Source organism: Nocardioides sp. DN36 (genome assembly GCF_055380375.1).
In genome coordinates, this window is the sequence record NZ_AP043823.1 from 2,100,680 (window position 1) to 2,120,950 (window position 20,271).

General features: G+C 73.7%; 20 protein-coding genes. 7 read left to right on the forward strand and 13 right to left on the reverse strand.

The window, feature by feature from the left end:
- Positions 1-40: 40 nt before the first annotated feature.
- The 4 genes from ACZ43H_RS10950 to ACZ43H_RS10965 form a co-directional block, all read right to left on the reverse strand.
- The gene (locus tag ACZ43H_RS10950) at positions 41-1,036 is read right to left on the reverse strand and encodes a threonine aldolase family protein (protein WP_464590212.1); all 996 of its coding nucleotides are present in this window, start codon (positions 1,034-1,036) and stop codon (positions 41-43) included.
- Positions 1,037-1,131: 95 nt separating this feature from the next.
- Positions 1,132-2,511 (reverse strand): class II 3-deoxy-7-phosphoheptulonate synthase, encoded by a 1,380-nt coding sequence (locus tag ACZ43H_RS10955; RefSeq protein ID WP_464590214.1) that lies wholly within the window; start codon positions 2,509-2,511, stop codon positions 1,132-1,134.
- Positions 2,512-2,594: 83 nt separating this feature from the next.
- Complete coding sequence (locus tag ACZ43H_RS10960) at positions 2,595-4,049, reverse strand: APC family permease (protein ID WP_464590216.1); 1,455 nt, start codon at positions 4,047-4,049, stop codon at positions 2,595-2,597.
- Positions 4,050-4,193: 144 nt separating this feature from the next.
- The gene (locus tag ACZ43H_RS10965) at positions 4,194-4,967 is read right to left on the reverse strand and encodes an SDR family oxidoreductase (RefSeq protein WP_464590218.1); all 774 of its coding nucleotides are present in this window, start codon (positions 4,965-4,967) and stop codon (positions 4,194-4,196) included.
- Positions 4,968-5,062: 95 nt separating this feature from the next.
- Here ACZ43H_RS10965 and ACZ43H_RS10970 point away from each other — a divergent pair, with 95 nt between their 5' ends.
- Positions 5,063-5,785, forward strand: coding sequence for an endonuclease/exonuclease/phosphatase family protein (locus ACZ43H_RS10970; RefSeq protein WP_464590220.1), 723 nt, complete (start codon positions 5,063-5,065; stop codon positions 5,783-5,785).
- Positions 5,786-5,789: 4 nt separating this feature from the next.
- Here ACZ43H_RS10970 and ACZ43H_RS10975 read toward each other — a convergent pair whose 3' ends face one another.
- From ACZ43H_RS10975 to ACZ43H_RS10985, 3 genes are all read right to left on the reverse strand, one after another.
- Positions 5,790-6,818, reverse strand: coding sequence for a 6-phosphofructokinase (locus ACZ43H_RS10975; protein ID WP_464590222.1), 1,029 nt, complete (start codon positions 6,816-6,818; stop codon positions 5,790-5,792).
- Between the two features lie 94 nt (positions 6,819-6,912).
- On the reverse strand, positions 6,913-7,590 hold the full coding sequence (locus ACZ43H_RS10980; protein ID WP_464590224.1) for a hypothetical protein: 678 nt from the start codon (positions 7,588-7,590) through the stop codon (positions 6,913-6,915).
- Between the two features lie 39 nt (positions 7,591-7,629).
- Entirely contained in the window at positions 7,630-8,868 is a 1,239-nt protein-coding gene (locus ACZ43H_RS10985; RefSeq protein ID WP_464590226.1) for an MFS transporter, read from the reverse strand.
- 71 nt (positions 8,869-8,939) lie between these two features.
- Here ACZ43H_RS10985 and ACZ43H_RS10990 point away from each other — a divergent pair, with 71 nt between their 5' ends.
- Both ACZ43H_RS10990 and ACZ43H_RS10995 read left to right on the forward strand, forming a co-directional pair.
- The gene (locus ACZ43H_RS10990) at positions 8,940-9,776 is read left to right on the forward strand and encodes a DUF1028 domain-containing protein (RefSeq protein ID WP_464590228.1); all 837 of its coding nucleotides are present in this window, start codon (positions 8,940-8,942) and stop codon (positions 9,774-9,776) included.
- Complete coding sequence (locus tag ACZ43H_RS10995) at positions 9,773-10,975, forward strand: FGGY family carbohydrate kinase (RefSeq protein WP_464590230.1); 1,203 nt, start codon at positions 9,773-9,775, stop codon at positions 10,973-10,975. The genes ACZ43H_RS10990 and ACZ43H_RS10995 overlap by 4 nt, the downstream gene beginning before the upstream one ends.
- 85 nt (positions 10,976-11,060) lie before the next feature.
- On the opposite strand, the gene ACZ43H_RS11000 is transcribed toward ACZ43H_RS10995, so the two are convergent.
- The 3 genes from ACZ43H_RS11000 to ACZ43H_RS11010 all read right to left on the reverse strand — a co-directional run bounded on the left by ACZ43H_RS11000 (position 11,061) and on the right by ACZ43H_RS11010 (position 13,229).
- On the reverse strand, positions 11,061-11,966 hold the full coding sequence (locus ACZ43H_RS11000) for a hypothetical protein (protein ID WP_464590232.1): 906 nt from the start codon (positions 11,964-11,966) through the stop codon (positions 11,061-11,063).
- Positions 11,959-12,627, reverse strand: a complete 669-nt coding sequence (locus ACZ43H_RS11005; RefSeq protein ID WP_464590796.1) for a response regulator — start codon at positions 12,625-12,627, stop codon at positions 11,959-11,961. Before ACZ43H_RS11005 ends, ACZ43H_RS11000 begins: the two co-directional genes overlap by 8 nt.
- Positions 12,628-12,722: 95 nt before the next feature.
- A complete protein-coding gene (locus ACZ43H_RS11010) occupies positions 12,723-13,229 on the reverse strand; it encodes a flavin reductase family protein (RefSeq protein WP_464590234.1) in 507 nt (168 codons plus the stop codon).
- A 97-nt stretch (positions 13,230-13,326) separates the two neighbouring features.
- Between ACZ43H_RS11010 and ACZ43H_RS11015 the strand changes: the two genes are divergently transcribed.
- Complete coding sequence (locus tag ACZ43H_RS11015; RefSeq protein WP_464590236.1) at positions 13,327-14,766, forward strand: NAD(P)/FAD-dependent oxidoreductase; 1,440 nt, start codon at positions 13,327-13,329, stop codon at positions 14,764-14,766.
- A gap of 3 nt (positions 14,767-14,769) precedes the next feature.
- Here ACZ43H_RS11015 and macS read toward each other — a convergent pair whose 3' ends face one another.
- Both macS and ACZ43H_RS11025 read right to left on the reverse strand, forming a co-directional pair.
- Positions 14,770-15,831, reverse strand: coding sequence for a MacS family sensor histidine kinase (gene macS, locus ACZ43H_RS11020; protein WP_464590238.1), 1,062 nt, complete (start codon positions 15,829-15,831; stop codon positions 14,770-14,772).
- A gap of 122 nt (positions 15,832-15,953) precedes the next feature.
- Positions 15,954-16,688, reverse strand: a complete 735-nt coding sequence (locus ACZ43H_RS11025; RefSeq protein ID WP_464590240.1) for a lysophospholipid acyltransferase family protein — start codon at positions 16,686-16,688, stop codon at positions 15,954-15,956.
- 118 nt (positions 16,689-16,806) lie between these two features.
- Between ACZ43H_RS11025 and ACZ43H_RS11030 the strand changes: the two genes are divergently transcribed.
- The 3 genes from ACZ43H_RS11030 to ACZ43H_RS11040 are packed head-to-tail and all read left to right on the forward strand — an operon-like array spanning position 16,807 to position 19,313.
- Positions 16,807-17,577 carry an alpha/beta hydrolase gene (locus ACZ43H_RS11030; protein WP_464590242.1) on the forward strand — a complete coding sequence of 257 codons (771 nt, stop codon included), beginning with the start codon at positions 16,807-16,809 and terminating at the stop codon, positions 17,575-17,577.
- A 55-nt stretch (positions 17,578-17,632) separates the two neighbouring features.
- Positions 17,633-18,028: a hypothetical protein gene (locus tag ACZ43H_RS11035; protein WP_464590244.1), complete on the forward strand. Its 396-nt coding sequence runs from the start codon at positions 17,633-17,635 to the stop codon at positions 18,026-18,028.
- Between the two features lie 40 nt (positions 18,029-18,068).
- Positions 18,069-19,313 (forward strand): ornithine cyclodeaminase, nickel-pincer nucleotide-dependent, encoded by a 1,245-nt coding sequence (locus ACZ43H_RS11040; protein WP_464590245.1) that lies wholly within the window; start codon positions 18,069-18,071, stop codon positions 19,311-19,313.
- Here the strand turns inward: ACZ43H_RS11040 and ACZ43H_RS11045 are convergent.
- The gene (locus ACZ43H_RS11045) at positions 19,246-20,271 is read right to left on the reverse strand and encodes an ROK family protein (protein ID WP_464590247.1); all 1,026 of its coding nucleotides are present in this window, start codon (positions 20,269-20,271) and stop codon (positions 19,246-19,248) included. The genes ACZ43H_RS11040 and ACZ43H_RS11045 overlap by 68 nt on opposite strands.

Sequence of the window (20,271 nt, forward strand, 5' to 3'; positions counted from 1 at the left end):
CGCCCGGCCTCCTGAGCCGGTTCGACGCGTGAGCGGCGGATCAGGCGAGCCGGGCGAGCGTGGCGGCGGCCTTCTCGGCGTCGTCGCGGGTCACGTCGAGGTGTGTGACGAGGCGTACGGCGGTCGGGCCGACCGCCGAGACCAGGACCCCCGCCTCGCGGGCGGCGGCGACGAAGTCGGTCGCGTCGGAGCGCGGGACGACGACGATGTTGGTGTCGACGCCGGCGGGGTCCACCCCGCAGGCCTCGGCCAGCAGCCGCGCGTGCGCGTGGTCGTCGGCCAACCGCTCCACGTGGTGCTCGAGGGCGTGCAGGCCGGCGGCGGCCAGGATGCCCACCTGCCGCATCCCGCCGCCCATCCGCTTGCGCCAGATCCGCGCCTCGGCGACGGCGTCCGCGCCGCCCACCATCAGCGAGCCCACCGGCGCGCCAAGCCCCTTGCTGAGGCAGACCGCCAGCACGTCGGCGACCGCGCCGTACTCCGCGAGCGGGACGCCGGTGGCCACGTGGGCGTTCCAGAGCCGGGCACCGTCCATGTGGATCCCGACCCCCAGCCCGGTGGCGAGCTCGCGCAGGTCGCGCAGGTCCTGCAGCGGGAGGACGGCGCCGCCGGCGAAGTTGTGGGTGTTCTCGACCGAGAACGCCGCGGTGGCCACGAAGAACGGCCCCATGTCGGGGGCGTGCATGGAGCGGATGGCCGGCAGGTCGACCTGCCCGCGCGGGTGGGTCCAGGTCCGCATGGTCAGCCCGGTGTAGGCGCCGTGGGCGCCCAGCTCGGCGCGGGCGATGTGGGCGCTGGCCTCGCAGAGCACCTCCTGGCCCACCGACACCAGCGAACGGACCGCGAGCACGTTGGCCATCGAGCCGGTGGGGGTGAACAGCGCCGCCTCGTGGCCGAGCAGGCCTGCCACGTGCTCCTCCAGCCGTGCGACGGTCGGGTCCTCGCCGTACACGTCGTCGCCGACCTCGGCGGAGGCCATCGCCCGGCGCATCGCCTCGGTGGGCCGGGTCAGGGTGTCGCTGCGCAGGTCGATCACGACGTCAACCTATCCAAACGCAGACCGTGTGTTTCGACGCGCCCGTGGCTCGGGGCTTGCTCAACCCCCTTCGCCTGCGCCCGGCGTTCGCAGGCTCACGCCGAGCGGGCTCGGAGCATCTCCGCGACCAGGAAGGACAGCTCGAGGGACTGCACCCGGTTAAGCCGCGGGTCGCAGACCGACTCGTAGCGGTTGCCGAGGTCCATCTCGGCCAGCTCCTCGCCGCCGCCCACGCACTCGGTGACGTCGTCACCGGTCAGCTCGACGTGGATGCCGCCGGGCCAGGTGCCCAGCGAGCGGTGCACGTCGAAGAAGCCCTGCACCTCGTCGATGACGTCGTCGAAGCGGCGGGTCTTGTAGCCCGACGACGCCTCGAAGGTGTTGCCGTGCATGGGGTCGCAGACCCAGGCCACGTCGATCCCGGCCGCGTTGACCTTCTCCACCAGGTGGGGCAGGCCGTCGCGGATCTTGCCGGCGCCGAACCGGGTGATGAACGTGAGCCGGCCCGGCTCGTTGGTCGGGTTGAGCTTGGCGGCCAGCGCCAGCGCGTCGTCCGGCGTCGTCGTCGGGCCGAGCTTCACGCCGATCGGGTTGCGGATGTGGCTGAGCAGCTCGACGTGGGCGTTGTCCAGCTGGCGGGTGCGCTCACCGATCCACACGAAGTGGCCGGAGACGTCGTACGGCATCTCCGTGCGCGAGTCGATGCGGGTCATCGCGTGCTCGTACTCCAGGACGAGCGCCTCGTGGCTGGAGTGGAAGTCGACCCGGTGGAACTCGTCGGGGTCGGCGCCGATCGCCTTCATGAACGTGAGCGCGCGCTCGATCTCGTTGGCCATCGCTTCGTACTGCTGGCCGACGGGCGACTCACGCACGAAGTCGGTGTTCCAGGTGTGCACCTGGCGCAGGTCGGCGTAACCACCGGTCACGAAGGCGCGGACCAGGTTCAGCGTCGCGGCGGAGGCGTTGTAGACGTCGACGAGGCGCTGCGGGTCCGGGATGCGCGCGGCCTCGGTGAAGTCGAAGCCGTTGACGGCGTCGCCGCGGTAGGCCGGCAGGGTGACGCCGTCGCGGGTCTCGAAGTCGGAGGAGCGCGGCTTGGCGTACTGGCCCGCCAGTCGGCCGACCTTCACGACCGGCACCGACGCGGCGTAGGTCAGCACGACCGCCATCTGCAGGAGCACGCGCAGCTTGTTGCGCACGTTGTCGGCGGTGACGCCGGCGAAGGTCTCGGCGCAGTCACCGCCCTGGAGCAGGAACGCCTCGCCGCGGGACACGGCCGCGATCTTGGCCTTGAGGTCGTCGCACTCACCCGCGAAGACCAGCGGCGGCATGGTGCGCAGCCGGGCGACGGCAGCGTCGACGGCACCCTTGTCGGGGTACGTCGGCTGCTGGGCCGGGCCGAGATCGTGCAGGCCGGCCAGGTCGGGGACGGTCCCTGAGGAGGCGAGGGACGAGCCGTCTCGAAGGGTGCTCACCGGTCAAGGGTACGCGCGACGCGCCGGCGCCCCGAACTGGCGGGACGCCGGCGAGACGGCTGTGACGAGGACTACCCGAGGGGTCAGTCCTCCAGGTGGTCGATGTCGCGGAAGCCGGTCTTCTGGGCGCGGACGCCGCGGTTGGTGGCCCACGTCAGCGCCCACAGCACGACGCCGAGACCGAGCAGGCCGGCGGCGATCTTGTACTGGATGAAGTCGGCCTCCAGCCGGGCCCACGGGCCGAGCAGGTAGGCGCAGCAGACGGCGCCGAGCACCGGCACCGCGGTCGGTGCCCGGAAGGTGCCGCGCGCGGGGTCGCGGCGCAGCACGAGGCAGGCGACGTTCACGACGGTGAACACCGCGAGCAGGAGCAGGGCGGTCGTGCCGGACAGGGCCACGACGATGGTGCTCTCGGCCTGCAGCCGCACGACCAGGATCAGCGCCAGCGCGAGCACGGTCGTGAACGCGATGGCGGTGTACGGCGAACGGCGCTTGCGCGACACGCGGCCGAGGCTGCGGGGCAGCACGTCCTGGGTGGCCATGCCGTAGATGAGTCGGCTGGCCATGAGCATGTTGATCAGGGCGGTGTTGGCGACCGCGAACACCGTCATGAACGGGAAGATCTTGTCGATCGGCAGGTCGGGGGCGCCGACCCGGACCACGTCGAGCAGGATCCCGGCCTCGGGGTTCTTCGGGGCGGCGATGTCGCCGGCGGGGATGACCGCGACCACGGAGATCGCGACCAGCATGTAGATGACGACCGCGATGCCGAGCCCGGTGAGCATCATCTTCGGGAAGATCCGCTCCGGGTTCTTGACCTCCTCGACCATGTTGACCGAGTCCTCGAACCCGACCATGGAGAAGAAGGCGATGGCGGTCGCGATGGTGACCGCCATGAAGAGGCCCTTGTCGTCGGGGTTCTCGAAGACCGTGATGCGCGACGTGTCGCCGTCGCCGCTGCCGATCGCCCAGAACCCGATCGCGATCACGATCGCGAGGGCCGACATCTCGATCAGCGTCAGCACCACGTTGAACTTCACGCTCTCGCCGACGCCGCGCAGGTTGATCATCGCCAGCACCACCATGAACAGCAGCGCCACGGCCAGCGTCGCGCCGTCACCCGTGGGGATGCCCGGCAGCAGCTCGTCGAGCCCGATGAGCAGGTTCTGCGAGAGCAGGCCCGCCGACGTCGAGGCACTGGTGATGCCCGAGCACACCACGGTGAACGCAACCAGGAAGGTGACGAAGTGGATGCCGAACGCCTTGTGCGTGTAGAGCGCCGCGCCAGCGGCCTGCGGGTACTTCGTGACGAGCTCGAGGTAGGAGTACGCCGTGAGGGTGGCCACCGCGAACGCCACCAGGAACGGCAGCCAGGCGATGCCGCCCACCTGCCCGGCCAGCTTGCCGGTCACGGCGTACACGCCTGAGCCGAGGATGTCGCCCACGATGAACAGCAGGAGGAGCCCCGGCCCCATCACCCGCTTCAGATCGGGCTCGCGCCCGTTGACGTCCACGTCCTCGGTGGCACTGCTGGTCATGCTCGCCTCCTGATCGGACCGGCTCGACGCTCGGCCGGTTGACCGGACAGTTTTCCCCGGCGGGTGGGGGCCGGAAACCCCCCGGGGGTGCTCGGTCTCAGGATTCCCTCAGGTACGGCGCGCTCGGCACCCGTCGATGGCTGGTCACAGATGGGCCAGCAGGCCCCCGTCACAGCGCACCAGGCTGCCGGTGACGTAGGAGGCCAGCGCGCTGCACAGGAACGCGCCGACGGCGCCGAACTCGGCCGGGTCGCCGTAGCGGCCCACCGGGATCGCGGCCCGGGACGCGGCCCGGACCTCCTCGACCGGCCGCCCCTGGCGGACCGCCGCCGCCTCGTCGAGCCGGGTCAGCCGGTCGGTGCCGATCCGGCCGGGCAGCAGCATGTTGACGGTGACGCCGTCGGACGCGACCTCCGAGGCCAGCGTCTTGAGGTACGCCGCGAGCGCGGCGCGCCCCACGTTGGACGCGCTGAGGTTGGCCAGGGGGGCCTCGACCCCGCTGGAGCCGACCGCGAGGATCCGCCCCCAGCCCCGCGTACGCATCGCCGGGAGGACCGCCCGGACCATCGCGACGTGTGGGAGGAGCAGCAGCTCGGCGGCCGCCCGGACGCCGTCCGCGTCGAGGTCCTCTGCCCGGCTCGGCGCGGGGCCGGGACCGTTGAGGACCACGATGTCGGGGTCACCGAACGCGGAGCGCGTCGAGTCGAGCAGGGCGTCGGCCGCACCGTCCTCGGTGAGGTCGACGGTGAGCCCGATCGCCGAGGGCAGCGAGGCGGCCAGCTCCTCGGCGCGCTCGCCATTGCGCCCGCAGACGACGACGTTCGCGCCCTCGTGACCCAGCGCGGTGGCGATCGCGGCGCCGAGGCCGCCCGTGGATGCCAGCACGAGCGCCGTGCGTCCCTTGATTCCGAGATCCATCAGTGTGCCTCCAGCGGGTGCGTGCGTGTGTTCGGGGTGAGCCCCAGCATCGGGCACCCGGGGGCGTACCCGCACTGCGTCGTAGCGTGCTCGTGATGCGCGTCGCGACGTTCAACATCCTGCACGGCCGGGCCGGTGCGCGCGGCCCCGTGGACCCGGGCGCCCTCGGTGCGGCGGTGCGCGCGCTCGACGCCGACGTGCTCGCGCTGCAGGAGGTCGACCGGGACCAGCCCCGCTCGGGCGGCGTCGACCTGACGGCGGTCGCGGCGGAGGCGATGGGTGCCCTCGCCCACCGGTTCGCACCGACGCTGACCGGACTGCCGGGCGAGTGGGTGGCCACGACCGGTACGGAGCCGGCCGGTTCCCCGGCGTACGGGATCGCCCTGCTCAGCAGGCTCCCGGTCCGGGCCTGGCGCACTGTCCGGCTGCCCGCGCCGCGGCGCGAGGAGCCGCGGGTGGGGCTGGTGGCCGACGCGTCGACCCCGGGTGGGCCGCTCACCGTCGTGGCCACGCACCTGTCCTTCGTGCCCTGGACGACGGGGCGCCAGCTGCGGGCCCTGGTGCGGGAGACCGCCGACGCGCGCCGGCCGCTGCTGCTGCTCGGCGACCTGAACGCCGGCCGGGCGCGCGTGGAGCTGATCTCCGGCCTGCGCAGCCTGGCCGACGTCGCGACCTACCCAGCCCACCGGCCGGACCGCCAGCTCGACCACGCGCTCGTCGACGGCCCGTTCCGCGCAGCCGCGGTGGAGGCACCGCTGCTGCCCGTGTCGGACCACCGGGCGCTGGCGGTCGAGCTGGAGGATCCGGTCCGGGGGTGACGGATCAGCCGAAGAAGACCTGGGCCTCGGCGTACTCCTCGGGGCTGACCAGCTTGAGCTCGCCGGTGCCCTCGATCAGGGGAACGCGGATGATCTTGGTGCCGCGCAGCGCCATCATCTTCCCGAAGTCACCCTCCGCCACCGCGTCGATGGCCTGCAGGCCGAAGCGCGTGGCCAGCCAGCGGTCGAAGGCGGTCGGGGTGCCGCCGCGCTGGGTGTGGCCCAGCACGACCGCACGCGCCTCCTTGCCGGTCCGCGTCTCGATCTCCGAGGCGAGCCGCTCGCCGATGCCGCCGAGGCGGACGTGCCCGAAGGCGTCCTTCTCCCCCGTCAGCAGCGTCATGTCGCCTCCCTCGGCCGGCACCGCGCCCTCGGAGACCACGATGATCGGGGCGTAGCGCGTCTCGAAACGCTCCTCGACGTAGGCGCACAGCGCGTCGATGTCGAAGGGCTGCTCGGGGATCAGCACGGCGCTCGCGCCGCCGGCGATACCGGAGTGCAGGGCGATCCAGCCCGCGTGGCGACCCATCACCTCGACGACGAGCACCCGGTGGTGGGACTCCGCCGTGGTGTGCAGGCGGTCGATGGCCTCGGTGGCGATGTTCACCGCGGTGTCGAAGCCGAACGTGAAGTCGGTGCCGGACAGGTCGTTGTCGATCGTCTTCGGCACACCGACCACGTTCACGCCGAGGTCGGCCAGCTTGGTGGCGACCCCGAGGGTGTCCTCCCCGCCGATGGCCACGAGCGCGTCGACGCCGTCCCGGGCGAGGTTCTCCTTGATCCGCTCGACGCCGTTCTCGATCTTGAACGGGTTGGTCCGCGAGGACCCCAGGATGGTGCCGCCGCGAGGCAGGATGCCCCGACACTGCTCGATCCCGAGCTCCATGGTCACGCCCTCGAGCGGGCCGCGCCAGCCGTCGCGGTAGCCGACGAACTCGAAGCCGTGCTGGCGCACGCCCTTGCGCACCACCGCCCTGATCACGGCGTTCAGTCCGGGGCAGTCCCCGCCTCCGGTCAGCACTCCGACACGCATGTGCACTCCTCGGTTGGATCGTTTGCTCGGTTTGATCGTTCAAGAGGGAGTTCTCGACTCTAGTGGGCGCGCGGGCGCCCGGCCAGAGCCCGGCTCAGCCCGCGAGCGCGACCACGGCGGCGTCCACCCCGAGTCCCGCGACCAGCCCCAGGACCGCGGCTGCGGCGACGGGCAGGCAGCCGCCGACCACGGACCGGTCGGTGGGGAGCGGCTCCGTGCGCCAGCGGGGGTCGGCCTCGATCGCGGCGAGCCGGTCGGGCGTCGCCACGGGGTCCAGCACGGCCACGTCCGGCAGGTCCGGGTGCAGGACCAGCGGCACGGGCCCGCCCGCGCGCAGGTGGAGACCCAGGTCGGCGGGCACCAGCGCGGCCACCCGGCGCGCGGCCCCGGGCGCGGGCGCGAGCGCGGTCGCGACGACCACGAGCGCCGGTGCGGGCAGCGGCTCGCCCCTGCCGACCACGAACGCCGGCGAGCGGCGGGCGACCCTCCGTCGTACGACGCGCGCCGGGACGGGCACGGCCGGCACCCGGCCGGCCACGATCTCGCCGCTCCCGCGACCCACCTCGGCACGCAGGGCCCGGTCGGCGCGACGGATCCGGAGGGTGAACGCCACGGCGGACCCCACCGCGACCAGGAACCCGAGGACCAGCAGGGCGACCACCAGCCGGAGCCGATCCGGGCTGACCGCGAGCACGCTGCCGAACATCAGCCCGAAGCCGAGCATCTGCCCGAACAGGTAGGCACGGGTCTGGCCCGAGAGGTCGTTCAGCACAGCCCGGGCCTACCCGCTGCCGGAGCACACAAACCAGCGTCAGGCCGCGACCGCCTCCTCGGCGTGGTTCGTGACCGGTCGCGCTGCGTGCGGGAGCGTGCTGCCCAGCCGGCTCGCGAGCAGGCCGCCGACGACGGCCACCGCGACCATGGCCAGCCAGATCGGCGCAGCCCCCCGGTCCAGCAGCCAGGCGAACGCCACCGGGGCGATCGTGCTGGCGAGGTTCCACGCCAGCTGGATGAGCGAGAGGTAGCGACCACGCAGGTGCTCGGGCGCCGCCTCCGCGGAGAGCGCGCCGTGGACCGGGCCGCCGAGCATCTCCCCCACCGTGTAGACCACCGACCCGACGAGGACGACCATCGTGGCGACGGCGACCGAGAGCCTGCTGGCCCCGAGCATGACCACGAACGACGAGGCGAACACGGCGTTGGTCAGCACCAGCACCCGCCAGCGCCGGGCGCCGGTCATGGCCCGGACCGCCAGGCCCTGGCCGAAGCCGACCATCACCGTGTTGAGCGTGAACACGGCGCCGGTGACCCAGCCCGGCAGGCCGAGCACCGTGGTGGCGTACACCGGCATCGCGAAGTTCAGCACCATCATCGAGGTGGAGTAGGCCAGCTGCGTGAACCACAGCAGCCGGTAGGGCCGGTCGCCGAGCACCACCCGCCAGGCGCCCTCGGGACTGCGGTGCCCGGTCCGGGGTGTCGGCGGGACCGCCAGCAGCAGCACGAACGCGAGCCCGAACGACGCCGCGTTGGCGACCACCACCGCGGCGTACGCCGTGGTCGTGCCGATCGTGATCGCGAGCCCCGACAGCAGGCCACCGAGGGCGAACCCGACGTTGCGCAGCGCCCCGAGGAAGCCGAACCACTTCTCGCGCTCCCCGGGCACCGAGATCGCCGCCACGATGTTGCCGTAGGAGCCCCAGAACGCCGTGCGTCCCACCGTGACCACGATCGTCCACAGCGTGAGGGCGACGAAGGAGTCGGTGAGCAGGTACGCCGTGTAGCCGACCGCCTGCAGGGCGTTGCCGGCGAGCAGCACGTGCTTGGCGCCGTACCTGTCGACGAGTCCGCCGAGCAGCGGACCGGCCGGCAGCGCGACGGCCGAGGCCAGCGAGATCGCCGCACCCACCTGCACGAGGGACAAGTCGGTCGTGACCAGGAAGTACAGCACGCAGACGGGCATGAAGACCCCGCTGCCGACGGCGTCCACCGCGATCGCGGTGACGAAGCGGCGGTGGTCGCCGACGGAGGGGAAGCCGAGTCTGTCGAGCACCCCTGGATCCTCCTGGTTCAACCCCAGGTGAGGGCAAGCGGATATCGCAGGGTCCGCACTAGGGTCGCGTCATGACGTTCTCGATCGTGGCCCGTTCCGCCGACGGTGAGTCCTGGGGTGTCGCCGTCGCCTCGAAGTTCCTCGCCGTGGGTTCCCTGGTCCCGGCGGCCGTCGCGGGTGTCGGAGCGATCGCGACCCAGGCCGACGCCAACGTGGCCTACAAGGGCCAGGCCCTCGCCCACCTCGACGACGGGGCCACCGCACCGGTGGCCCTGCAGCGGCTGCTGGAGGACGACGAGGGGCGCGACCACCGCCAGGTCGGCATCGTCGACCTGGACGGGAACGCCGCCACCCACACCGGGCACGCCTGCCTCGACTGGGCCGGCGGCGTCACCGGCGACGGCTACGCCATCCAGGGCAACATCCTCGCCGGGGCGGAGGTCGTCGAGGCCATGGAGCAGGCCTGGCTGGCCTCGGCCGAGGACACCCCGCTGGCCCAGCGGCTGCTCGCCGCGCTGGCGGCGGGTGATGCCGCCGGCGGCGACAGCCGCGGCCGGCAGTCGGCGGCGCTGCTCGTGGTGCGCGAGGGGGCCGGCTACGGCGGGCTCGACGACATCGCGGTCGACCTGCGCGTCGACGACGCCGGGTCCAGCGGTGGCGACCCGATCGACGAGCTGGCCCGGCTGCTGGACCTCAGCGACCTCTACCTGACCGCCTCGACCGAGGAGGAGAAGGTGCCGGTCACCCCGGAGATCGAGCGCGAGCTCGAGGACTTCGCGCAGGCCGGCGGGCACCGCGACTTCCACGCCTGGGTCGGCACCGAGAACTACGAGATGCGGGTCGCGCCCGACCTGTCCTGGATCGACCGGCGGATCCTCTCGATCGTGCGTGGGGGCCGCGACGGATGAGCGTGCTCGCGATCGACGCCGGCACCACCGGCGTGACCGCGGTCGTCGTCGACGAGGCCGGCTCGGTCGTGGCCACCGGCCACCAGGAGCTCGGCCGGCACTCCCCTCACCCCGGCTGGGTCGAGCACGCCCCGGAGGAGATCTGGCAGGCCACGCTCGCGGCCACCCGCGAGGTGCTCGGCCGGGTCGACGGGGGCGAGCTGCGCGGCCTCGGCATCACCAACCAGCGCGACACGATCCTGCTGTGGGACCGGGAGACCCTCGGCTCGCCGCGCCAGGCGATCGGGGGGCAGGACCGCCGTACGGCCGACGTCTGCGCCCGCTTGCGCGACGCGGGCCACGAGGAGCGGGTGACCGAGCTGACCGGGCTCCGGCTGGACCCGTGCTTCCCGGGCACCAGGCTGACCTGGCTCGCCGAGCACGAGCCGCACACGTGGGCCCTGGTGGACTCCGGGAGGTACGCCGTCGGCACCGTCGACTCCTTTCTGGTCACGCGGATGACCCGCGGGACCTACCACGTCACCGACGTCTCGAACGCCGGCCGCACGCTGCTGCTCGACCTGGCCGAGGGCGACTGGTCCGACGAGCTCTGCTCGTTGTTCGGTGTCCCGCGCGACGCGCTGCCCGAGCTGGTGCCGAGCTGGGGCGAGGTGGCCACGACCGACCCCCGGTCGTTCCTCGACCTGTCGCTGCCGATCGCGGGCATCGCCGGCGACCTGCAGTCGGCCCTCTTCGGCCAGACCTGCTTCGCCGAGGGCGACACCACGTGCACCTTCGGCACCGGGTCGGCCGTCCTGACGAACACCGGCACCAGCCTGCAACGCCCGGGTGCGGGACTGCTGTCGACGCCGGCCTGGCGCTCCCCCGTCGGTGAGCTGACCTACGCGCTGGAGGGCTCGCTGGGCGAGACCGGCGCAGCCGTGCAGCGGCTGCGCGACGTGCTCGGGACGTTGCCGGCCCCCACCGCGCTGCGGGTGGACGGCGCCGCCGACGACCTGCTCTGCCAGGTCCTGGCCGACCAGACCGGCGTCCCGGTCGAGCGTCCGGCCGTCATCGAGACCGCCGCCCACGGGGCCGCCCTCCTCGCCGGTCTCGGCACCGGGGTCTGGTCCTCCACCGACGAGCTGCGCGGGACCTGGCGGCTCGACCGTCGCTTCGACCCCGACCCGGACCGCCCCCGAGCCGATCCGACCGGATAGTCCGGCACGTTTCTGACGTCTGCGGGGTCACTGATCGAACATCAGGAGAGTCACGACCGTGCAGTCACGTCAGAAGCGTGCCGGACTATCCGTTCAACCTGGCGACCGCCGCCGCGGCGGCGTCGCGGAGGCGGGTGGCGTCGGCGACGGCGGACTCGGCCTCGGAGCGGGCGTCCTCGGCCTCCTCGACCTCGTCGTCCACCTCCTCGGCCTGGGCCTCGAGGGCGGCGAGGCGTCGGCGCAGCTCGTCGATCTCGCCCTGGACCTGCAGCCCCCGCGCCTCGAGCTCGGCGACCCTCGCCGACGCGTTCTCCAGCTCGCCGGTGGCCGCCTCCAGCGCGGCGTCGGCGTCGGCCAGCTCCTCGCGGGCCGCGGCCAGCGCCTTCCGGTCCGCCTCGGGGTCGGGTACGACGTGCAGCTCGGGCCGCGGCGCGGGCTCGGCGTCGCGGGGCGTCGCCGTGAAGCCGAGCGCCTCCGGCACCGCCACCGCCGAGGTGAGGTCGACGGCGTCCACCCCGGTGGCCGCGAGCGCGGTGACCAGCAGGCCGCTGCGCACCGCGCGTCCGCAGTCCTCGTCGAGGATCGCCGCGGTCAGCGTGGCCTCGACCTGGTCGGCCACCGCCGGCGTGACCTTCTGCCCGGCCTCCGCCGCGACCGCCCGGGCGCGCGAGGTCACGGCCGCGGTCAGCTGCCGGCGCTGACGGGTCAGCGCCCGCAGCTCGTCGCCGGCCAGGCCCGCCTGGGCGGCGCGCAGTGCGCCACCCACCGCCAGCACCTGGCCCACCTGCTCGGCCTCGCGGCGTACCAGGAGGTTGACCACCCAGGCGGCCATCGACGGCTTGCGCAGCGCCTTGACCCGGGCGGAGAGCTCCTTGTCCGGGCCCTTCAGCTCCTTCGCGCGGGCGTCGCGGGCCGGGGTGAACTCCGGCAGGCCGAGGCCGTAGAGCTCGTCGGCGACGACGAGCAGCGCGTCCGGCTCCGGGTCAGCCACGTCCCGGCTCCCCGGCCGGCTCGTCGAGCCCCTGCTCGATGGCGTAGCGGGTCAGCTCGACGCGGTTGTGCATCTGCAGCTTGCGCAGGGTGTTCTGCACGTGGTTCTGCACGGTCCGGTGGGAGAGCACCAGCCGCTCGGCGATCTGCTTGTAGGACAGCCCCTTGGCGACCATCCGCAGCACCTCGGTCTCGCGCTCGGTCAGCTCCGGGCGGTGGGCCGGGTCGTCGTCGCCGGCCACGGGTCCGACGCCCGAGAGCCGTCGGAACTCGCCGAGCACCAGCCCGGCCAGGCCGGGCGTGAACACGGTGTCGCCGGCGGCCACGCGGCGCACCGCCGCCAGCAGCTCCTCCCGCGAGGCGGACTTCACCAGGTAGCCGGTGGCGCCGGCCTTGACCGCCGCCAGCACGTCGGCCTGCTCCCCCGACGCGGACAGGATCAGCACCCGCGCGCCCGGGTCCTGACGGATCACCTCGGCGGTCACCTCGACGCCGCCGGGCTCGGGGATCTGCAGGTCCAGCACGACCACCTTCGGCCGCGTGGCCGTGAACCGCACCAACGCCTCGCGCCCGCTCGCCGCGACCGCGACGACGTCGAACCCGGCCGCAGCCAGGTCGCGCTCGACCGCGTCGCGCCACATCGGGTGGTCGTCGACCACCATGACCCTCACCGGCTCGTCCACCCCGTCGCCCCTCACGCCTCGCCGCCCGCCCGTCCCGGGCCGCTCGTCACTGGCAGCCTGTCACTGGTAGTCCGTCACTGGCCGCGACTGTAGCGACCCCGCCGGTGCAGGAGGGGTACGTCGTCCTCCCCGACCTCCACGTGCTCGACGGTGCAGGTGACCAGCCTCGACCAGCCGACCTCGGTCGTCGTCTCGAGGACGACGCCCAGCCAGGTCGGCGCCGTGAGCAGCCGCGGCCCCCACCGGGTCGGCCCGAACTCCCCGGTCCGGAACGGCCCGCCCGGTGCCGGCGCCGTCCCGGCGAACGCCTCGGCGAGGTCGCGGTGCGCCCAGCCCAGCAGCTGCACCACGGCCCGCCCGGTCCGTCCCAGCTCGTCGGCGAGGTCGGAGTCGGGGTCGACCAGCGCGAGCACCCGCGCCGGGTCACCGCCCGCGACCATCAGTGACGACACCGTGAGCCCCGCCCGCCCCTGCTCGTCCCCGGACGTCCACAGGCTGACCGCACCGCCGAGCCGGCCGCGCCACCGGCGCACCGGATCCGGCTCGGGGTCCAGGAACGGGTGCTCGCTGTGGATCGTCACGCAGGTGAGGGTACGGCGGGCGGCGTACCCTGCGCGCGACCCCGGGTGGCCCACCTGGACCATCGACACCCCCGCAGGCCGGACCTACCGTCGGAGCATGCCCCGGCTGGCCGTGCTCGGCGGGTCCGTGGTGGGTGCCGCCACGGCGCTGCTGTTCGCCCGCAGCGGCTGGCAGGTGACCGTGGTCGACCCCGAGCACAGCCGCTTCAGCGCGGCCCGGGACATCGTCGAGCCGCGGCCCGGGGCACCCCATGCGGTGCAGGCCCACGGCTTCATGGCCCGGGCCTGGCACGAGCTGACGACCGGGCTTCCCGACGTGGCGGCGGCGGTGACGGACGCCGGCGCCCCCGTGGTCCGGCTCGCCGACATGGTGCCCCCGCCGCTCCTCGACGGTGGCCGCCCGGGCGACGACGAGCTCACCACCCTGCGCTGCCGCCGGGTCACGCTGGACCGGGTGGTCGGCCGGGCGCTGGCCGCGGAGCCGGGCGTGGAGGTGCTGCACACCCGCGCCACCGGCCTGGTCCTCGACGAGAGCGGCCCGCTCCCCAGGGCCCGGGGCCTGGGCCTCGCGGACGGCGGGCGCGTTGACGCCGAGGTGGTGGTCGACGCCGGTGGCCGGCGCTCGCCCGTGCCGGGCTGGCTCGCCGGGCTCGGTCACCCGCTGGTGGAGCAGGTGGACCCGAGCACGGTGCGCTACTACACCCGCCACTTCCGGGTCGATCCGGCGCGAGCTCCGAGACCGAACCGCGGCTACCTCGAGGCCCACGAGTACCCGAGCTTCCTGCAGCTGCTCTTCCTCGGCGACAACGACACCGCGATGCTCGCGCTCTGCGTCCACGACGGCGACCCGCTCTTCAAGCGGGTCCGGGACGAGGGCGCCTACACGGCCGTGGCCCGGGGCAACGCCGGCCTCGCGGCGTGGCTCGACGCGATGCAGCCGACCAGCCCGGTCTTCTGCCTGGGATCGCTCGACAACCGCCTCCGCAGCACCGTCCGCGACGGCCGGCCGGTGGTGCTGGGCCTGCACCAGGTGGGTGACTCCCTGGCGATGACCAACCCCACGCGGGGCCGCGGCATCGCCATGGGCCTGGCCGGTGCGGGGGCGCTGCACGACCTGCTGGCGACCGGGCCGGACGACGACGCGACGCTCGCCCTCGCCGCCTGGCAGCAGCGGGTGCTCGCGGTCTACTACCGCGAGGCCACCGCGACCGACGCCGCGGTGGGCCGCAAGCTCCGTGCCGCCGTGGAGGGCGCCCCGGCCCCGGCCAACGCACCCGACGTCGAGCTCCCGGAGGGCCACCCGGTCACCCCCCGCGACCTCGAGCGCGCCGCGGGCAACGACCCCGACCTGTTCCGGATCGTCCTGCGCGCCGCGATGGTGATGGACGACGACCGGGTCGTCGCCCGCCCGGAGACCACCGCGCTCGCCCGCGAGGTGCTGGTCCGGCTGCCACCCGCGGACCCACCCCCACCACCGGGGAGGGACGGGCTGCACGACCGCGACGAGCTGGCGCGGCTGCTGGCGACCAGCGCCTGATCCTCAGCGCAGGGGGACGCAGATCTCCCACTCGGTGCCGAACGAGCCGGTGGTCAGCGTGGCCGTGCCGCCGAGGTCGGCGACGCGCCCCCGGATCGACTCGACCACTCCGAGACGTCCCTCCCGCTCGGCCTGGGCCAGCCGGCCCTCCGGGATCCCCGGCCCCTCGTCCCGGACGCTCAGCTCCAGCCGGTCGGGCAGGCTCTCGAGCAGCACCCACGCGGGTGCGTCGGGGCCGACGTGCCGGGCCACGTTGTCCAGGCACGCCTCGACGACGGCGACCAGCTCGCGCACCACGGGCTCCGGCAGCGGTACTGCGTCCGCGGGCGCGGCCACGCTGACCGGTCGGGTCGCCTCGAGCCGGGCCAGGGCGGCAGCCAGGTCCACCGGCCCACCGGCCCCGGCGGGCGCCGGGCCGACGGCGTCCTGGTTGCGGACCAGGGTCCGCAGGGCCGCCTCCTGCTCACCGGCGAGGCGGCCCAGCTCGGCGGCCTCACCGCCCAGCTCCGCGCCGCGCCGCTGGACCAACGCCAGCACCTGCAGCACCCCGTCGTGCACGGCGCGCGCCAGCCGGGCCCGCTCGGCCGCGGCCGCCGCGGAGCGCTCGGCCACGTCACGCTCGTCGGCCATCTGCTGCAGCGAGGCGCACATGAACCCGACCACCGGGCCGCCGACCATGAGCAGGAAGACGTTGCCGTAGTTGGCCTGGGTGAGGTGGGTGCGCACGGCGAGGTCGGCGACCGACAGCGCGGTCCCGGCCACCAGGCCGCCCACCCACCGCCAGTGCAGCGCCCACGCCAGCAGCGCGCCCATCACCCAGAAGCCGGGGATGGTCGCCTGCAGGTCCGCGCCCTTGACCACCGGCGAGACCAGCAACAGGGCCACCGCCACGGCGAGGTCCGCGACCAGCAGGAGAGGCGTACGCCGCGCAGGCTCGGCGTACGCCCAGACGGCGACGCCGGTCCACACCACCATCACCAGCACGCACGCGACACCGGCCGCCGGGTGCTCGAAGTTGTCGGCGCGCCAGAGGTTCAGCGCGACCGCGTTGAGCAGGACCACCACGCGCAGGACGGCGAGGGCGCGCAGCAGCCGGCTCTCGACGGCGACCGCGGCCGGGCCCGACCCCAGAGGAGCAGGTCCGGGGGGTGCGGACCCGGGAGTGACCGGTCCGGGACGGGTGGCGGTCAGGACGCCTTCTTCTGCGCGTCGGCGGCGGTGGCGTCGGCGGCTTCCTTCTCCAGCCGCTTGGACTCCTCCTTGGCCCGGCTGGCGTACATGTCGACGTACTCCTGCCCGGAGAGCCGCATGATCTCGTACATGATCTCGTCGGTGATCGAGCGCAGGATGTAGCGGTCGTTCTCCATGCCCTCGTAGCGCGAGAAGTCCAGCGGCGTCCCGAAGCGCACGACGGGGCGCGTGAACGAGCCGAACTTCTTGCCGGGCGGGGCGACCACGTCGGTGCCGACGACAGCGACCGGGATCACCGGCACGCCCGTCTCCAGCGCGAGCCGGGCGACCCCGGTCTTGCCGCGGTAGAGCCGGCCGTCGTGCGAGCGGGTGCCCTCGGGGTAGATGCCGAAGAGCCCGCCCTCGCCGAGCACGCGCTTGGCCGACATCAGCGCGCCGGCCGCGGCGTCCGCCCCGGAGCGGTCGATCGGCACCTGGCCCGAGCCGGAGAAGAACGTCTTCTGCAGCCACCCCTTGACCCCGCGGCCGGTGAAGTACTCCGCCTTGGCCACGAACGTGACCCGGCGCGGCAGCGTGAGCGGCATGAAGAGCCAGTCGGCGTACGAGAGGTGGTTGCTGGCCAGGATCGCCGGCCCCTCCGCGGGGACGTTCTCGGCGCCGGAGACCCGCGGCCGGAAGACCAGCCGGAGCCACGGACCGAGGGCGACCCACTTCAGGAACCAGTAGAACACCGTTGACCTCCACACCCTGCGCTGCCGCCCGATCGGACCGTTGCTGCGAAGCCTACTGCCGAGTTGCACTCGTCCGGACCTGCGCGCGCGAAGGGGTGCGCTGGGGCACAATCAGCGCATGGCGATCGACCCCCTCCACTCCCCCCTCTCGGCCGCGGCCCGACCCGAGCTGACCGGCGGGCGCCGGGTCGGGGTGCTGCTCAGCCACGGGTTCACCGGCTCGCCGGCCTCGATGCGGCCGTGGGCCGAGCACCTCGCCGAGCGCGGGTACGCCGTGGAGATGCCGCTGCTCCCGGGCCACGGCACCACCTGGCAGGAGATGAACCGCACCACCTGGGCGGACTGGTACGCCGAGCTGACCCGCGCCTTCGACAAGCTCGCCGCCGAGAACGACGCCGTCGTGGTCGCCGGCCTGTCCATGGGCGGCGCGCTGGTGCTGCGGCTGGCCGCGGACCGGTCCGACCGGGTCGCGGGGGTGGTCGTGGTCAACCCGGCCGTGGCCACCAAGCGCCTCGACGTGAAGCTGCTGCCGGTCCTCAAGCACGTGGTCCCGTCGTTCCCCGGCATCACCAACGACATCAAGAAGCCCGGCGTCGAGGAGCACGGCTACGAACGCACCCCGCTGCGGGCCGCGCACTCGATGTTCCGCGCCTGGCCGACGCTGGTGGCCGACCTGCCGCGGGTCACCGCCCCCCTGCTCTACTTCCGCTCGACCGTCGACAAGGTCGTCGACGAGTCCTCCGAGCCGCAGATCCTGGGCGCGGTGTCCTCGCGCGACGTGACGGTCCGCCGTCTCGAGAACAGCTACCACGTCGCGACCCTCGACAACGACGCCGAGCTGATCTTCGACGAGGCCGCGGCCTTCGTCGCCCGCGTGACCGCATCCTGAGGAAAACGGGGTGGGTGCGGTGGTCCCGTGCCCAGCCAGGACCTACCCTCGACGCGTGCAACCCGACAGCGAGGACGAGGCCTGGCGCGCGATCGTCGAGAACTACGGCGACCGTCCCGAGCTCGGCGACGTCGAGCCTGCCGAGCCCGTCCCCGGCCCCTCCGGTGACGTCGAGCGGCCCCAGCCGGAGCCCGAGCCGGACCCGGAGGCCGAGCGCTTCGTCCCGCCGCCCCCGCCACCGCTCCCCCACGTGGCTCCCGACCGGCTGGTCGCCTGGGGCGGCGTGTTCGGCGCGCCCGCCATCCTGCTCGTGGCGCTCCTCGCGGGGCTCCACCTCACCTCGTGGATCGGCTACCTGCTGGTGGCGTGGTTCGTCGGCGGCTTCGTCTACCTGGTCGTGCGGATGCCCCGAGAGCCGCGCGACCCGTTCGACGACGGCGCGCGACTGTAGTCCCTGGGAGCCCGCCCCGCGCGTGCCCTAGGCTCGCCCCGTGAGCGAGAGCGAGACCGTCGAGATCAGCGGCCACCTGATGGACCACGGCATCCTGTCCCGGGTGCTGGACGACATCCGTGAGTACAGCGGCGACTACACCATCGACAGGTTCGACGTCGGCCGGGAGACCGACGACACCTCCCACGCGGTCATCACGGTCACCGCTGACGACGACGAGGCGCTGCAGCGGCTCCTGATGCGGCTGCAGACCCGCGGCGTCAACATGGTCGACCCCGGCGAGGCCGACGTGGCGGTGACTGAGACCGACGGTGTCTTCCCCGACGGCTTCTACTCCACGACCAACCTCGAGACGCGCGTCCGCGTCGACGGACGCTGGCTCAACGTCGGCAACCCCGAGATGGACTGCGGCCTGGTGCTCGAGCGGGACGCCCACGGGGCGCCGCACCGCGTCTACACGCTGCCCATGTCCGACGTGCGCGCCGGCATGCTCGTCGTCTGCGGCGCCGCGGGCGTCCAGGTGAGCGTGCCGAAGCCCGACAAGACCGCGGGCAGCTTCGGCTTCATGGAGTCCGACGTGTCCTCGGAGAAGCCGCAGGCCGTGCTCGTGCGGCAGGTCGCCGACGGCATGCGCGAGGCGAAGGCCGCGGGCAAGAAGGTCCTCTGGGTCGGCGGCCCCGGCGTCGTCCACACCGGCGCCGCGCCGGCCATGGTCGCGATGGTCCACGCGGGCTTCGTCGACGTGCTCTTCGCGGGCAACGCGCTGGCCACCCACGACATCGAGTCCGCCCTCTACGGCACCAGCCTGGGCGTGGACCTCGCGATGGGCAGCGGCGTCGAGCACGGGCACGAGCACCACATCCGCGCCCTCAACACCATCCGCAAGGAGGGCTCGATCAGCGCGGCGGTCGAGTCCGGCGTGCTGACCGGCGGCATCATGCACGCCCTGGTCACCCACGAGAAGGAGTTCGTGCTCGTGGGGTCGGTCCGCGACGACGGCCCGCTGCCCGACGTCCACACCGACGTCATCGAGGGCCAGCGCGCGATGCGGGCACACCTCACCGACGTGGGGTTCTGCCTGATGGTCGCGACCATGCTTCACTCGGTGGCGACCGGCAACATCCTGCCGGCCTCGATCCCGCTGGTGTGCGTGGACATCAACCCGGCGACCGTCACCAAGCTCGCCGACCGCGGCTCCTCCCAGGCCCGCGGCATCGTCACAGACGTGGGGCTGTTCCTCGAGCAGCTCGCCGTAGAGCTCGTCCCCGACTACCGGCGCTCCTGAAGAAGCGGCTCTCACCGCGTACGACGGTCCGCACGAGGTCGGCGGCCCCCACGGCGCCGGCCTCGGGCCCCAGCGTGGCCCGCAGCACCGGCGGGACCACCCGGTGGCCCACCCCGACGAGCGAGCCGCCCAGCGCGGTGCGCGCCGGGTCCAGCAGCAGCTCTCCCGCCGCGGACAGCCCGCCGCCGACCACCACGACCTCGGGGTCGAAGGCGGCGACGAGGTTGGCCAGCCCGACGCCGAGCCAGTCCCCCACGGAGGCGAACGCCTCCAGCGCCACCACGTCGCCGGCCTCGGCCGCGGTGGTGACCATCGGGCCCGTGAGCCGGTCGGCGTCCCCGCCGCAGAGCTCCTGCAGCCGAGCCGATCCCGCGAGCCGGGCCCGCGCGTAGCGCGCGAGGGCGTTGCCGCTGGAGTACTGCTCCCAGCAGCCACGGCCGCCGCACTCGCAGGGCAGTCCGTCCGGCACGACCTGCATGTGCCCGAACTCGCCCGCCATGCCGTTGCTGCCCCGGTGCACACGCCCGTCGATGACGACGGCGCCGCCGATGCCGGTGCCCAGCGTCACGACGATGCTGTCGCTGGCGCCCCGCGCCGCGCCGTACGCGCACTCGGCCCGGGCCGTGCAGTTGGCGTCGTTGTCGAGCACGACCGTGGTGTCCCAGCGCTCCATCAGCCGGGCCCGGACCTCCTCGCCGCGGAACGGCAGGTGCGGGGCGAACATCACCCGCTCCCCCGCCGCGTCGACGAAGCCGGCCGCGGCGATGCCCACGCCGTCGACGCGGCGACCGCGCGCGACGTCCCGGACGGCCTCGGTCAGCGCGTCCTCCACCACCGTGGAGTCCACGCTGCGGCCCGGGGTCGAGCGGCGGGCGGTGCGCACCAGCCGGCCCGAGGTGGACACGGCCGCGGCGAGCACCTTGGTGCCCCCGACGTCGACGCCGATGAACAGCGGCAC

Bases quoted from the DNA above. Each gene is read 5' to 3' on its own strand.
- ACZ43H_RS10960 (WP_464590216.1), bottom strand. From the start codon at position 4,049: ATGACCAGCAGTGCCACCGAGGACGTGGACGTCAACGGGCGCGAGCCC.
- ACZ43H_RS10965 (WP_464590218.1), bottom strand. From the start codon at position 4,967: ATGGATCTCGGAATCAAGGGACGCACGGCGCTCGTGCTGGCATCCACG.
- ACZ43H_RS10970 (WP_464590220.1), top strand. From the start codon at position 5,063: ATGCGCGTCGCGACGTTCAACATCCTGCACGGCCGGGCCGGTGCGCGC.
- ACZ43H_RS10975 (WP_464590222.1), bottom strand. From the start codon at position 6,818: ATGCGTGTCGGAGTGCTGACCGGAGGCGGGGACTGCCCCGGACTGAAC.
- ACZ43H_RS10990 (WP_464590228.1), top strand. From the start codon at position 8,940: ATGACGTTCTCGATCGTGGCCCGTTCCGCCGACGGTGAGTCCTGGGGT.
- ACZ43H_RS10995 (WP_464590230.1), top strand. From the start codon at position 9,773: ATGAGCGTGCTCGCGATCGACGCCGGCACCACCGGCGTGACCGCGGTC.
- ACZ43H_RS11005 (WP_464590796.1), bottom strand. From the start codon at position 12,627: ATGGTGGTCGACGACCACCCGATGTGGCGCGACGCGGTCGAGCGCGAC.
- ACZ43H_RS11015 (WP_464590236.1), top strand. From the start codon at position 13,327: ATGCCCCGGCTGGCCGTGCTCGGCGGGTCCGTGGTGGGTGCCGCCACG.
- ACZ43H_RS11030 (WP_464590242.1), top strand. From the start codon at position 16,807: ATGGCGATCGACCCCCTCCACTCCCCCCTCTCGGCCGCGGCCCGACCC.